Annotated in this window: 10 protein-coding genes; 7 read left to right on the forward strand and 3 right to left on the reverse strand. The window is 60.8% G+C overall.

Features of this window, described 5'->3' with window-relative positions; all coding sequences use genetic code 11:
• Positions 1–13 precede the first annotated feature (13 nt).
• From ACP3RB_RS00275 to ACP3RB_RS00295, 5 genes are all read left to right on the forward strand, one after another.
• Positions 14–2,428 (forward strand): extensin, encoded by a 2,415-nt coding sequence (locus ACP3RB_RS00275; protein ID WP_426699105.1) that lies wholly within the window; start codon positions 14–16, stop codon positions 2,426–2,428.
• A gap of 260 nt (positions 2,429–2,688) precedes the next feature.
• Positions 2,689–3,816 (forward strand): histidinol-phosphate transaminase, encoded by a 1,128-nt coding sequence (locus ACP3RB_RS00280; RefSeq protein ID WP_426699106.1) that lies wholly within the window; start codon positions 2,689–2,691, stop codon positions 3,814–3,816.
• A 414-nt stretch (positions 3,817–4,230) separates the two neighbouring features.
• Positions 4,231–5,397 carry a thiamine pyrophosphate-dependent enzyme gene (locus tag ACP3RB_RS00285; RefSeq protein WP_426699107.1) on the forward strand — a complete coding sequence of 389 codons (1,167 nt, stop codon included), beginning with the start codon at positions 4,231–4,233 and terminating at the stop codon, positions 5,395–5,397.
• 2 nt (positions 5,398–5,399) lie between these two features.
• Complete coding sequence (locus tag ACP3RB_RS00290) at positions 5,400–6,386, forward strand: alpha-ketoacid dehydrogenase subunit beta (protein ID WP_060824275.1); 987 nt, start codon at positions 5,400–5,402, stop codon at positions 6,384–6,386.
• A 99-nt stretch (positions 6,387–6,485) separates the two neighbouring features.
• Positions 6,486–7,961, forward strand: coding sequence for a dihydrolipoamide acetyltransferase family protein (locus ACP3RB_RS00295; protein ID WP_426699108.1), 1,476 nt, complete (start codon positions 6,486–6,488; stop codon positions 7,959–7,961).
• 144 nt (positions 7,962–8,105) lie between these two features.
• On the opposite strand, the gene ACP3RB_RS00300 is transcribed toward ACP3RB_RS00295, so the two are convergent.
• Genes ACP3RB_RS00300 through ACP3RB_RS00310 form a run of 3 tightly spaced genes read right to left on the reverse strand, consistent with a single transcriptional unit; the run spans position 8,106 to position 10,050 of the window.
• A complete protein-coding gene (locus tag ACP3RB_RS00300) occupies positions 8,106–9,206 on the reverse strand; it encodes a hypothetical protein (RefSeq protein WP_426699109.1) in 1,101 nt (366 codons plus the stop codon).
• A gap of 32 nt (positions 9,207–9,238) precedes the next feature.
• Positions 9,239–9,901 (reverse strand): sugar O-acetyltransferase, encoded by a 663-nt coding sequence (locus ACP3RB_RS00305; protein ID WP_426699110.1) that lies wholly within the window; start codon positions 9,899–9,901, stop codon positions 9,239–9,241.
• The gene (locus ACP3RB_RS00310) at positions 9,901–10,050 is read right to left on the reverse strand and encodes a hypothetical protein (protein ID WP_005504480.1); all 150 of its coding nucleotides are present in this window, start codon (positions 10,048–10,050) and stop codon (positions 9,901–9,903) included. Before ACP3RB_RS00310 ends, ACP3RB_RS00305 begins: the two co-directional genes overlap by 1 nt.
• Before the next feature lie 147 nt (positions 10,051–10,197).
• Here ACP3RB_RS00310 and ACP3RB_RS00315 point away from each other — a divergent pair, with 147 nt between their 5' ends.
• Positions 10,198–11,973, forward strand: a complete 1,776-nt coding sequence (locus ACP3RB_RS00315; protein ID WP_426699111.1) for a long-chain-fatty-acid--CoA ligase — start codon at positions 10,198–10,200, stop codon at positions 11,971–11,973.
• A 354-nt stretch (positions 11,974–12,327) separates the two neighbouring features.
• Positions 12,328–13,209 (forward strand): MetQ/NlpA family ABC transporter substrate-binding protein, encoded by an 882-nt coding sequence (locus ACP3RB_RS00320; RefSeq protein WP_060824279.1) that lies wholly within the window; start codon positions 12,328–12,330, stop codon positions 13,207–13,209.
• Positions 13,210–13,227: the final 18 nt, after the last annotated feature.

Here is a 13,227-nt window from a genome sequence, read left to right on the forward strand (position 1 = left end):
CCTAGGAGACACCATGATTACCGGACCCACCGTTGCCCCCATCGGTGACCTCAGCGACTCCGCAGGGCCCACCGCAGGCACCATCAGCGTTGAGCTTGAAGAAATGCCCGCCATTGCCGACGGCCTCGACATTGTTAGCCGCACCTGCGCCGACCGCACCATGCCCATTCTTGGCATCGCCACTGAAACTCGGCTCTTCCTCGGCATCAACGGACGCGCCCAGCAGGCTGCCGCCCTCTGCACCGGCCTCGCCGCAGACCTCGGTATGAGTGCCGCAAAGTTCGGCGTCACCGCAGCCGCCGTCCGCGTAGCCCACAGCTCCTACCTGCAGACCGAAAATATCGTCGCAGGCTGGTTCGAATCCATGGGCATCGCAAAGGACGGCAAGCTACCCGACGGACGTGGCACCCGAGACCACTTCCGCGGACTCATCGCTGGAGAACCCGGCGAAGCTACCTACCTCTTGAAGCTCACCATTCCTGAGCTCGGGTACTTCTCGGCCTCTCGGACGCTGCCGTATTCGCCTATCATCGCCGGTATTCTCTTCGGTGCCACCGTCTACATGGATGCCGTATGGAACCCCGAAATTGCCCGTCAGCGAGCATTTGACCGTCTTGCAGACATGTTGGGCATTCCGCGAGGATTCGTTCGAAAGGCAATGGACGGTGGCCTATTCAGTATCGTCAAATCTGGAATCGATACCTATCTTGGTGCTAAGGCTCATAATATTCGGACCGCTTCTGCCGATGAATACGGTATTGCTGCGCATCGTGGCGAGAAAAGCCAGCTCTCTATAGGCGCCAGCTCGGAGCGTCTGATGGCTATTGGTAATGCACAGGACCTTGAACTTGCGCGTTCTCGACAGAGTCCTTTGACTGCTGAACGCGGTGCTGTGCTCGTCACCGTCATGTACGAAGCAGGACACGAAGGCGACCCCGCCCATGCCCTGTACGTCGTGAGTATCCCCGGTACCGTCTTTGATTCCCTTGGAGGATCTCCTATAGACCCAGCCGGTATCACACATGAATCATCCAGGCTGGGCTACATGAACGCTGCTTACGAGATGGTCTTGCAGGCTCTACGTGATGCCGGAGCACCTCAAGGTGCCCGTGTGTACCTGGAGGGTTTCAGTCAGGGAGCCATGATTGCCTACAACATGGCGAATAGCCACAAAATTGCCGAAGAAATCAATATTGTGGGTATTTACGCCCAAGGCACCCCACTGCGGATTATGCCAGCTAAACAACGTGACTTTGCCGTGGACTACGTGGAAGGAGACGGCGATGGGGTTCCTGATGTGGCAGAGCAGTCTCTTTTTGCTCAGGTTTTCAAGGGAGCGTGGCGTCCCGATGAACGCGATACGGTAATCGCCGTCGATAACTATGAGCATCATGCTGTAAATTACCACGAAGGCCTACAACGTGATGGGCATAGTAGCAAGGTGCCTGGCGGTATGCGCGCCGCAATGGAAGGCAAAGAGTACGTGCTGGGGGAGCAGAAGGTTACCTCCGCCTCAACTATGCCGGATGGTCTACCTCCTGCTGCACGAATCGGTATAACAGCCGGACGTATCGGAACCTACGGTGGCGCTACCGTAGCATCAGGAACTGGGCTTAGTGGCTGGGGCGTACTTGAGGTGATTGATGGGCAGACAGGCGGGCATATGGCTAAAGCAAAGCGTAAAGTGCGAGAAAGCATCGAAAATACTCGACAGAAAATCGAAGATGCCGTCTCAGATGCCCAGCTGGGCATGGAGATTGCCAAGCAGAGGGCCGAGGGCCTCCAGCGAGAAGCTGGAGAAACCGTACAGGCGGCTGCTGGGCAAATTCCCGCCATCATTGAGGGTGTCCAAAAGACCCTCCCTCACCCCGCACCGACTCCAGAGGAAAAACCTCAGAACCCGAAGCCTGCATGGCCCGAAACCCCTGTGCCGCAGATGCCCAAGGTGCCCCTCCTACAGGGATACAACCCGCAGAATATTCCGCCTGCCATCAATATGCCGGGGGATCTGAACCGTCCGGAGCCTGCTCCCATCAATATGCCTGCCCGAATCGAGGCAGAGGGTCAGCTGCCCCCTGCAGGTCTAATCCCGCCGGATATTCTGCCCCAACCCGCAGATCTGCATACGCACATCGAAAAGGCTGTTACTCAGCCAATCATCGATCGCCTGCAGCTCCCTAACGCTGGTTCTGTGCTCCAGGATCCGTTCCTCGGGCCCCGACAGGGCGGAGACTACGACGGTGGCGAGTCGCTCATCCCGACCCTACCGGATCTGAAACCTGCGCCTGCGCCTATGCTCCCGCCTAAGAGCATTGACCCCGGGTTCCTGGTACCGGCTCCGCCCGAGAACATCGACCCCGGGTTTCGCGCCCCAGGCCCTCCCGAGGACCTGAACCCCCTCGAGGAGCGTGAACCCCTGATGGTCTAAAAGCACCCGTCTAAAACCCAGTCTCAAGAACCAATCTTGACGGCTCGGTGGAGGGTGGAGGGGCGAGTAGAGTAGAGAAGAGAAAAGGAGGGGCGTCGCCGGGAACAACCCAGGCAGCGCCCCTCCATCTTTTCGTACTGCCTTTGTGTGCAGCGCTCGCGACTAGTATCCGCTGTCTGCACAGCTACAGCTTGCTCGCGCCCTGCTCTATAGGTGAGAAGCGTTAGCCCCCGAGCCGCCCGCAGGCACATACTGGAACCATGAGCCAGTCAGCTGAACACGCCAATATCCCGGTCCGCCCCGTCTTCAACACCCTGCCCAGCTACGCGGCAGGCAAGCCGCCCGCACCCGTTGAAGGCCTCACCCAGTACAAGCTCTCCTCGAACGAGAACCCGCTGGGTCCCGTACCCGAGGTTGCGCGCGTCCTCGCAGAATTTGCGACCGCGCACCGCTACCCCGACCCGCTCTCCACCGCCCTGCGCCAGAAGCTCTCCGCGCGGCTCGGCGTGGACGCTGACGACATCGTCACTGGTGCCGGAAGCCTCGGCGCGCTCAACCAAATCCTCAAAACCTTCGCCGGCGTCAACGCCGACGGTGTGCAGGACGAAGTCATCTACGCCTGGCGCTCCTTCGAGGCATACCCGATCCTCGTCGGCATTATGGGCGCTCGCAGCGTGCAGGTGCCGAACCTGCCCGACGGCTCGCACAACCTGGATGCCATGGCGGCAGCCATCACCGACCGCACCCGCCTGATTCTGGTCTGCACCCCCAACAATCCGACCGGCCCCGCCGTCACCGAAAGCCAGATCCGTGCGTTCCTGGCGAAGGTGCCCGCCCACATCCCCGTGGTGATTGATGAGGCGTACTTCGAGTTCTGTGCCGCCTCCACCGTGCCGGAGGGTGAAGAAGCCCTGCTGAACGGCCTGGACATCTACCGCGACTACGAGAACGTCATCATTCTGCGCACCTTTTCCAAGGCGCAGGGCCTGGCGGGTCTGCGCGTGGGCTACTCGATTTCGCACCCGCAGATTACACAGCACCTGCGCGTGGCGGCAACCCCGTTCGCCGTGACGGCGCTGGCTGAGGCGGCGGCTATCGCCTCCATCGAGCATGAGGACGCGGTGATGGAGAGGGTGAGCCACCTGGTCTCTGAGCGTGAGCGGGTGACCGCTCGACTGCGGGAGCTGGGCTACGATTTCCCGACCACTTACGCGAACTTCGTGTGGCTGCCCCTGGGGGAGCGCACGAGTGAGTTTGTGCAGCTGATGGCTGAGCATGCGCTGTCGGTGCGTGCGTTCGGTACTGAGGGTGTTCGCGTGAGTATTGGCGAGGTGGAGGCGAATGACCGTTTCCTCTCGCTCTGTGAGGTCTTCGCGAAGGGGCTCTAGGCTCTCTTGTGAAGGGGTGGGGGTGCCCACCCTGCCCTGAGCGAGCCCTAATTGAACAATGTACTATTTTCCCTTGTCGAGGTTCGTTTGGGCTTTTCAAATGGTTCTCGCGCGGGAAAAATGATGGCTCAAAAAAGCTCTCAAGAGTTTAAATTAAGCCTCCTATATATTCCGTAAAAAGAATATATAGGAGGTTTAATTTAATGATGTTCAAATAGTGAATGACAGGGCATAATACGCTGTGTTATCAGCGTAACTGCCGCGAGATAAAGCCGAAAAGAGTAGACTGGTAACTACATATGCCCAGACCCTCACAGGCTTGCTGGAACACCTCAAACCCTGCACCATCAGGTGAAAGTTGAGACTAAAACCCAAGCCGCTGAGGGCCAAGCCCTCGTCACGTGTGGAGGTTAGATGCACGAGAACGACAAGTACCCCGGAGTGCCCGAACGCATCCAGCTCATGGATGAAAACGGCACCGTACACGAACACCCCACCTACAGCCGGTACATCGAAGACGTCAACGCAGACACCCTGCGCGAGGCATACCGCCTCATGTACACCACCCGCCGATTCGACGACGAGGCAACCGCCCTGCAGCGCCAGGGTCAGCTCGCCCTCTGGGTACCCAGCCGAGGCCAGGAAGCCGCACAGGTCGGCTCCACACTCGCCTACGCACCCAACGACTACATCTTCCCCTCCTACCGTGAGCACGCCGTCGCCCTGACACGTGGCGTGGACTTCCGCGACCTGATCACCATCTTCCGCGGCTCCACCACCCACGGCTGGGACATGAAGGCACACAACTTCCACACCTACACCAAGGTGCTTGCCGCGCAGACCCTGCACGCCGTCGGCTACGCCATGGGTCTGAACTTCGATGCCGACATCGAAGCTGAAACCGGCACCCGCCGCACCGGTCAGGGCCAGGCAACCGACCCCGCCGAGGATACCCAGAAGCCCGCCGTGGCGGTCTACTTCGGTGACGGCTCCTCCACCGAGGGTGACGCCCACGAATCCATGGTTTTCGCCGCCTCCTATAACGCGCCGGTGCTCTTTTTCGTGCAGAATAACCGCTGGGCTATCTCCGTGCCCTTCGAGGTGCAGTCCCGCGTGCCGGTGTCCACCCGCGCCGCAGGCTACGGCTTTGAAGGTATCCGTGTGGACGGCAACGACGTTCTCGCGGTGCTCGCCGTAACTCGCTACGCCATGGAGAAGATCCGCGCCGGTGAAGGCCCCGTGCTGATTGAAGCCGAGACCTACCGCCTCGGCCCGCACACCACCGCGGACGACCCCACCAAGTACCGCACCGATGCCGACCTGGAAGGCCCTCTGCGCCGCGACCCCATGCTTCGCCTTGAAAAGCATCTGCGCGATAACGGCTACGCCGACGATGCTTTCTTCGAAGAGGTTGCAGAATCCGCGCAGCAGGTTGCATCCGGCGTGCGTGAGGCAGTGCTGAACTCCGAAGTCGCCGACTTTGAGCGTTTCTTCGACCGCGTCTACGTGCAGGAACACCAGCAGGTGGAAGACGACCGCGAGTTCTACCGTAACTACGTTGCAGGCTTTGAAGAGGAGTAAGCATGAGCGAGAAAATTGAACGTTTGACCCTCGCCAAGGCGATTACCCGCGGCCTGGAAGACGCCATGGAAGCCGACCGCACCGTCGTCATGCTCGGTGAGGATATCGGCAAGCTTGGCGGTGTGTACCGTGTGACCGAGGGCCTGCAGGCGCGCTTCGGTGACCGCCGCGTCATGGATGCGCCCCTGGGCGAGTCTGGCATTATCGGCACCTCCATCGGTATGGCGCTGCGTGGCTACCGCCCCGTGCCGGAGATTCAGTTCGACGGTTTCGTGTTCCCCGCCTACAACCAGATCACGAGCCAGCTGGCGAAGATTCATAACCGCACCGATAAGCAGTACACGGTGCCGGTGACTATCCGCATTCCGTACGGTGGCGTGATTGGTTCGGTGGAGCATCACTCCGAGTCCCCGGAGGCGCTGTTCGCCCACACCGCGGGTCTGCGTATTGTGACCCCCTCGACCCCGCACGAGGCGTACTGGATGACCCGCAAGGCGATTGAGTGCCCCGACCCGGTCATTATTTTTGAGCCGAAGCGCCGCTACTGGCTCAAGGGCGAAGTGGACTTTAGCGACACTTCTTTTGATCCGTTTAGCGCCCAGGTGGTGCGTGAAGGTACGGACGCGACTATCGTTGCGTACGGTCCGCTGGTGCCGGTTGCTCTGGCTGCAGCGGAGGCTGCCGTGGAGGATGGCCGCTCGATTGAGGTCATTGACTTGCGCTCGATTTCGCCGCTGGATGTGCCGACCGTTGCTGCTTCGGTGGCGAAGACTGGCCGCCTGATTGTTGCGCACGAGGCGCCGACCTTCGGTGGTATGGGTGGCGAGCTGGCTGCGGCGATTACGGAGCGTTGCTTCTACAGCCTGCAGGCGCCGGTGATTCGTGTGGGCGGCTACTACATGCCGTACCCGGTTTCCCGTGTTGAGGAAGAGTATGTGCCCGATATTGACCGTATTCTTGAGGCGGTTGACCGCGCTTTTGACTACTAGGCATTCCCTGATCTGACGTATCAGCGTGTTGCGCTATGGCGGGTTGGAAGCCCGCACAGAATATTCCGTATAGGGTATATGCCCTAGTGAGAGGTAGAAATGTCCCAGATTTTCCCGCTCCCTGACGTGGGTGAAGGCCTGACCGAAGCAGAAATCCTCAGCTGGAAGGTGGCAGTCGGCACCGAGGTCGCCATCAACGATGTCCTCGTCGAAATTGAAACCGCGAAGAGCGTTGTGGAACTTCCCTCGCCCTTCGCCGGCACCGTCGAGGCGCTGCTCGTTGCCGAGGGTGAAACCGTTGAGGTGGGCACCCCGATTATCAGCATCTCCGGCGGCGGCGACGCACCCGCAACCCCGGCAGCCCCCGCCGCGGCAGAGGCTGAGTCCGGTACCGCGCTGGTCGGCTCCGGCCCCAAGGCGGATGCGGTGAAGCGTCGCGCCCGCAAGCGCCCCGCCTCCGCAACCCAGCCCGCACCGGCTACTGCGGCACCGGTCGCACCGGCTGTTCAGGCACCCGTGGCGCACACCCCCGCCGACCCGGTGAACCGCAACCAGGGCCTGCTGAGTGAGCTGGCTGAGCGCGCCTCCCGCTTTGTGGAGAACACCCCGCTGAATTCGGTGGTGCAGCGTCTGGCACCCGAGCCCGCAGCGGCTCCCGCGCCGACTTTGGCCCCCGAGCAGGTTCCGCACCGCCCGACCCTCGCGCCGCCTCCGGTGCGTCTTGCCGCAAAGGAGCTGGGTGTTGACCTGGCGAATGTGACCGCTACCGGTGCGCGCGGCCAGGTGACCAAGCAGGACCTCATGAATTATGTGGCGCACCTGAGCGATGTGCAGCATAGCGGCGCCCGCCAGCCCTTCTGGCAGCCCGCAACCACTCCGGGTGACCGCATCGAGCGCATCCCGGTGCGTGGGGTGCGTAAGGCTACCGCGAAGGCGATGGTTGCTTCGGCGTTTAGCGCCCCGCACGTGTCCATCTTCGTGGACGTTGATGCTTCCCGCACCATGGAGTTCGTGAAGCGTCTGAAGAAGTCCCGCCACTTTGAGGGCGTGAAGGTCACCCCGCTGCTGGTGCTTGCCGCCGCGGTCATTTGGGCTGCTGAGCGTAACCCGCAGGTCAACGCGACCTGGACCGATAGCGAAATCCAGATTAAGCACTTCATGAACCTGGGTATTGCTGCGGCGACCCCGCGCGGCCTGATGGTTCCGAATATTAAGGACGCTCAGGAGCTGTCCCTGCGTGAGCTGGCGGTTGCGCTGAACAATCTGACCACTCGCGCCCGTGAGGGTAAGACTCAGCCCGCTGAGATGGCGAACGGCACCCTGACCATTACGAATATCGGTTCGCTGGGTATTGATACGGGTACCCCGATTATTAACCCCGGTGAGGTGGCGATTATTGCCTTCGGCACGATCAAGCAGAAGCCGTGGGTGGTTGATGGTGAGGTTATTCCTCGCTGGGTGACGACCCTGGGCGGTTCCTTCGATCACCGTGTGGTGGATGGTGACCTGTCGGCTCGTTTCATGGCTGATGTGGCTGCGATCCTTGAGGAGCCTGCACTGCTGCTGGACCACTAGGCGGCATGTTTTAGCTAGTCAGCGTCGTATTATTGCGCTGATTAAGTCATGCAGATACAGAAAACCTCCGGTACCTTTCGTAAGGTACCGGAGGTTTTCTGTACGGTTTATTCCTATCGCAACGAGGCGCGGGTGCTTAGAAGACTAGGCGTCCTCGCGTGCCACCTGGTCGCTCGGGTATTTGTCCACGCGGCGGTGGTACAGGCGTCCCAGCAGGCCGCCGAGGATAGCGCCGAGGAAGCTCAACGCCAGAACCAGTAGAACCGCGAGCAGACCGTTCGCGAAATCGCCCGCAATCAGCTTCTGCAGGGACAGGGACGCGACACCGTTCTGGAACAGCTGAGGTGCGAGGAAAGTCGCCAGGGAACCCAGGATGAGCACCATAATCTGCCAGAGCCATACGGCGATGCCCTGCTTCACGCCGGCGAATCGTGCCATGCGTCCTGCCGAGTAACCGCCCACCAGGTAGGCGAAGAAGATGAGCACACTCAACGCCACCGCGACCGGCACGGCGTTCGAAGCGCCGCTGAACAGGCGGGAGACCACCGAGGCGTACTCGATGGACTCGCTCTGACCGGTCAGGGTCAGCCACGACTGGATAGCCCACTGGCCACCGTCCATGAGGGAGAGGGCGATCAGCCAGCCGAGCAGGCCGGGCAGCAGGTGCATGCGGGAGTAGCGACTCTTCTGCATGGACAGCGCGGTTGCGGCGGTGAGGATGGGTTCCGAGCCGGCGGCATCACCTGCGGGGGTGGGGATGACGAAGTGGTCATCTGCCGCGGGGGTGGCCTGCGGGGCGCTCGATGCCGCGTGGGCGTTGCCGGGTGCGGGCACCTCGTAGCTTGCAGCGGTGGCAGGTGCGGTAGCGGGGGCGGCAGTTGCGCCGCCGCGTACGTTGTCCGTGCTGGGGGCTGCAGGCTTGTCGAGCCAGCTGGGGTTGTCGTCTCCGGGGGCACCGAAGTCAGCGCCGGTTTCTGTGCCTCCAGAGGTGGTACCGGGGGAGAGGATCGGCTGGGTTGCGGTAGCCGCCTCGGTGAGGGGGCGGGTCGCATCCTGCGAGGACTGCGCCGAAGAGCTCGACTCGCGCGCCTTTTCGTGGGCGCGGCGTGCCGCGTTCAGCTCCTCATCGGTCAGGACCACGGTGGGGTCGTCGGAGGAGAATGCCGCCTCCCACAGGTCACTTTCGGTAGGCGTGGACGCCGCGGCAGCCGGGCGCTGCTGCGGGGTGTTGTTCTGTGCGTTCATTAAGTCCTTTGAATCTAATCCTGGGCGCTGATTTAGCGGTTGCGGTCAGCGTAGAAGGCGCGTGCTTCTTCCATAGCTTCTGCGGAGAAGGTGTGCGGGTGTGCGGGGCGCTCATTCTCGTCCAGGGTGCGGATGACGCGGCCGGGGTTGCCCACCACGAGGGAGTTAGCGGGGACGTCCTTGGTGACGACGGTGCCTGCGCCGATGACGGAGTTCTTGCCGATGGTCACGCCGCCCAAGATGATAGCTCCGCTACCAATCCACACGTTGTCTTCAACGGTGATGGGTGCGCCTGCTTCCCAGTAGTCGGCGCGGTCGCCGGGGTGGAGCGGGTGGGTGGGCGTCATGAACTGTACGTTGCTACCGACCAGTACGGTGGAGCCGATGCGGATCGGGCAGACGTCCAGGAAGACGGTACCGAAGTTGAAGAAGGAACCGTCACCGATGTAGGTGTTCACGCCGTAGTCAAAGCGTGCACCGGGGCGGATGTGGGCGTGTTCGCCCAGGTGGCCGAGGTGTTCACGGTAGACGTGCATTGCCTGTGCATGTTCACCGCGTGCGTAGTGTTCTTCGGCGAGGATGGTTGCAGCGTAAATGTGCTTGAACTGTGCGGCGCATTCGGCGTCGGGCATGTAGACGGAACCGTTGGTCATGCGGTTGAAGGTCTCGCCGGTGGGGCGCTGCGGGGTGTGCATTAGTGGGCTCCTCCCAGGAGGTAAGCAAGTGCGATGATGGCCATTCCGAACAGGATGACGACTCCTCCGGCGATAGCGAATCGTTTGGAAATTTCGCGGAGGAGCTTCTTGAACTGCTCGTCGGTGATGTCTTGCTGTCGTTTACTCATGCTTTAAGTATCCCAGAGTTGCTTGGATTTACCTGAGTGTTTCGGTGTTTATTGCGGTATCCGGAGTGGGTGTACGGCGTGATTTTCAGTGTGGGAAGACGCGCCGCTGAGTTGAAGCGTGAGGGTGTGGGAAGGCACAATCAATGCATGACTGAGGCTCAGAAGAACACGAACCTGCAGGATGCGGCGGCACCTGCATCCCCCGCTGGCGAGTCGGCTGGCGCATCTGCTGGCGCGCATCCGTTGGCGCATCGCCCCTGGTTGAAGAATTATTCTCCGTGGACTGCCCGCGATATTGAGCTACCCGAGACGTCGCTGAGCCATCTCATTGACGAGGCGGTTCGCACCGTACCCCACAAGGTTGCGTTGGAGTTCTTTGGTGCGACCACGACCTACGCTGAGTTGGGCGATCAGATTGAGCGTGCGGCGGAGGGTCTGCGCGTGGCGGGTGTGCAGGCGGGTGACCGTGTGGCGCTGATTTTGCCGAACTGCCCTCAGCATATTGCGGCGTTTTACGCGATTCTGCGCCTGGGCGCGATTGTGGTGGAGCACAACCCGCTGTACACGGGTGCGGAGCTGCGCCACATGTTTGAGGATCACGGCGCGAAGGTCGCGATTGTGTGGGATAAGATCGCCTCGCATATTACGGGTCTTCCGGCGGATATCCGCCCGAACCATATCTATTCGGTGAACATGATTTCGGCGATGCCCGCGCTGATGCGTACCGCGCTGAAGCTGCCGTTGAAGAGTGCGCGTGCTTCGCGTGAGAAGCTGACCGGTCCTGCACCGGGTACGGTGTCGTGGGCTCAGCTGGTGAAGAGCGAGCGTATTGACCCGTCGCATCGCCGCCCGACGGCGCACGATATTGCGCTGCTGCAGTACACCTCGGGTACGACCGGTCTGCCGAAGGGCGTGATGCTCACGCACCGCAACCTGGAGTCCAACGGCCGCATGGGTGAGGCATGGATTAACCCGGGTGATGACGAGGTGATTTACTCGGTTCTGCCGCTGTTCCACGCGTACGGTATGACCCTGGGCGTGACGATTGCGTCGCTGTGCCGTGCCTGCCTGGTGCTGTTCCCGACCGTGGACATGGACCTGATTTTGAAGGCGATGAAGAAGACCCGCCCGACCATTCTTCCTGCGGTTCCCCCGGTGTACCGCCGCCTCATGGATGAGGCGAAGAAGCGCGGCGTGTCCCTGGAGGGCATCCGTTACGCGGTGTCTGGGGCAATGAACTTGCCGCCTGAGCTGGTTGCCGAGTGGGAGGAAGCTTCCGGCGGTTTCATGGTGGAAGGCTACGGCCTGACCGAGTGCGCGCCGCTGGTGTCCTGCAACCCGCTCAATGACACTCGCCGCGCCGGTTTTATTGGTGTTCCGTTCCCCTCCACCGATATTCGTGTGGTGGACCCGGAAACCGGTGAAGACGTACCCGATGGCGAAGAGGGCGAGCTGTGGGTGAAGGGCCCTCAGCGTTTTGCTGGCTACTGGAAGCGTGAGGACGAGACCGCGAAGACCATCACCCCCGATGGTTGGCTGCGTACCGGCGATATTGTGCGCCTGGATCAGGACTACTTCATCCAGATTGTCGACCGCATTAAGGAAGTCATTATTACCGGCGGTTTCAACGTCTCCCCGACGGAGGTTGAGGTCGCCCTCAAGCAGCACGATACGGTCGCGGACGCGGCGGTGGTCGGCATTCCGCTGCCCGCCGGTGGCGAGATGGTCGTTGCCGCTGTGGTTCCCGCCCCGGGCCGAGTGGTGCAGGAGCATACTCTGCGTGAGCACTGCTATTCGAAGGTGACCCGCTATAAGGTTCCGCGCCGCATCGTGGTGGTAGATGATCTGCCCCGTTCGATGCTGGGTAAGGTTCTGCGCCGTAAGGTGCGTGAGCAGTTGATTGCTTCGGGCGAGTTCGATTAGTAGTACTGGTTGCCAGCAGCACCGGTTGACTGCCCGCCCGCCCGTAACGGGTGGGCGCTCCCGTAATGGGTGGGTAATATGGACGCCGGCTTGGGTTTTTGTACCCGGGCCGGCGTTTTGTGTGCGCCTGAATACACCGTCAGTGATGCTTTGTGACCTGGGAATAATCACTACATGACGAATTGTGACAAAATATGACGACCTTGACGTTCTGTGTCTCATGAATGGCTTTTAACTTCCACACCCGCCCCCGCCCGTGCTGTAATTGTCCCATCATCATTACCATCGGATGTGCTAGTACCAAGGTCAGCACCCGGCGGAACGCATCATCATTCAACAGAAAGATTCATAGCCGTGAAGAAGTTTGCTGCTGCACTCGCAGTTGTCCCCCTGGTCATTGGCCTGGCAGGCTGCGGTTCCACCAACTCCTCCTCCTCTTCCTCCAGCTCCAAGAAGGTCACCATCGGTGTGGTTGGCTCTGAGAAGTTCAACAAGACCCTGAAGGAAGAAGCTAAGAAGCAGGGCATCGACATTGAGTACAAGGAGTTCAGCGCGTACACCGAGCCGAACCCCGCACTGGACGCCGGTGACATCGACATGAACCGCTTCCAGCACATCGCATACCTGTCGAACTACAACGTCAGCGCCAACAAGGACCTGCAGATCGTCGGCCCGACCGTAATCTACCCGATGGCTCTGTTCTCCAAGAAGCACTCCAAGCTGGCTGACATCCCCCAGGGCGGCGAAATCGTTATCCCGAACGACACCGTGAACGAAGCACGTGCACTGAAGCTGCTGAAGACCAACGGTCTGGTCACCTTCAAGAACGCTGACGTTGACGCACCCACCATCGACGACGTTGACACCTCCGCCTCCAAGGTGAAGGTCACCCCCGTTGACGCAACCCAGACCGTGGTCGGTATGGAGTCCGCTGACGGTGCTGTCGTCAACAACGACTTCCTCAAGGATGCAGGCCTGAAGCCCGCAGACGCTCTGGCGCAGGACGACCCCAAGAGCGACCCCTCCGCTATCAAGTACGTGAACCTGTTCGTTGCTCAGAAGGATAAGGCTGACGACGAGACCTACAAGAAGATCGTCGAACTCTTCCACACTAAGGCCGTCATGGACGTTGTCCAGGAAGAGACCCGCGGCACCGCTGTTGAGGTCAACGTAAGCACCGACGAACTGCGTCAGTCCCTGGCTAAGGAAGAAGCCAAGCTGCGCGCTAAGAAGTAATCTTCTGAATACACGCCT

The organism is Rothia mucilaginosa (assembly GCF_049990865.1).
GTDB lineage: Bacteria > Actinomycetota > Actinomycetes > Actinomycetales > Micrococcaceae > Rothia > Rothia mucilaginosa_I.

Coding starts and splice junctions, on each gene's coding strand:
- ACP3RB_RS00275 (WP_426699105.1), top strand. CDS start 14: ATGATTACCGGACCCACCGTTGCCCCCATCGGTGACCTCAGCGACTCC.
- ACP3RB_RS00280 (WP_426699106.1), top strand. CDS start 2,689: ATGAGCCAGTCAGCTGAACACGCCAATATCCCGGTCCGCCCCGTCTTC.
- ACP3RB_RS00285 (WP_426699107.1), top strand. CDS start 4,231: ATGCACGAGAACGACAAGTACCCCGGAGTGCCCGAACGCATCCAGCTC.
- ACP3RB_RS00290 (WP_060824275.1), top strand. CDS start 5,400: ATGAGCGAGAAAATTGAACGTTTGACCCTCGCCAAGGCGATTACCCGC.
- ACP3RB_RS00295 (WP_426699108.1), top strand. CDS start 6,486: ATGTCCCAGATTTTCCCGCTCCCTGACGTGGGTGAAGGCCTGACCGAA.
- ACP3RB_RS00300 (WP_426699109.1), bottom strand. CDS start 9,206: ATGAACGCACAGAACAACACCCCGCAGCAGCGCCCGGCTGCCGCGGCG.
- ACP3RB_RS00305 (WP_426699110.1), bottom strand. CDS start 9,901: ATGCACACCCCGCAGCGCCCCACCGGCGAGACCTTCAACCGCATGACC.
- ACP3RB_RS00310 (WP_005504480.1), bottom strand. CDS start 10,050: ATGAGTAAACGACAGCAAGACATCACCGACGAGCAGTTCAAGAAGCTC.
- ACP3RB_RS00315 (WP_426699111.1), top strand. CDS start 10,198: ATGACTGAGGCTCAGAAGAACACGAACCTGCAGGATGCGGCGGCACCT.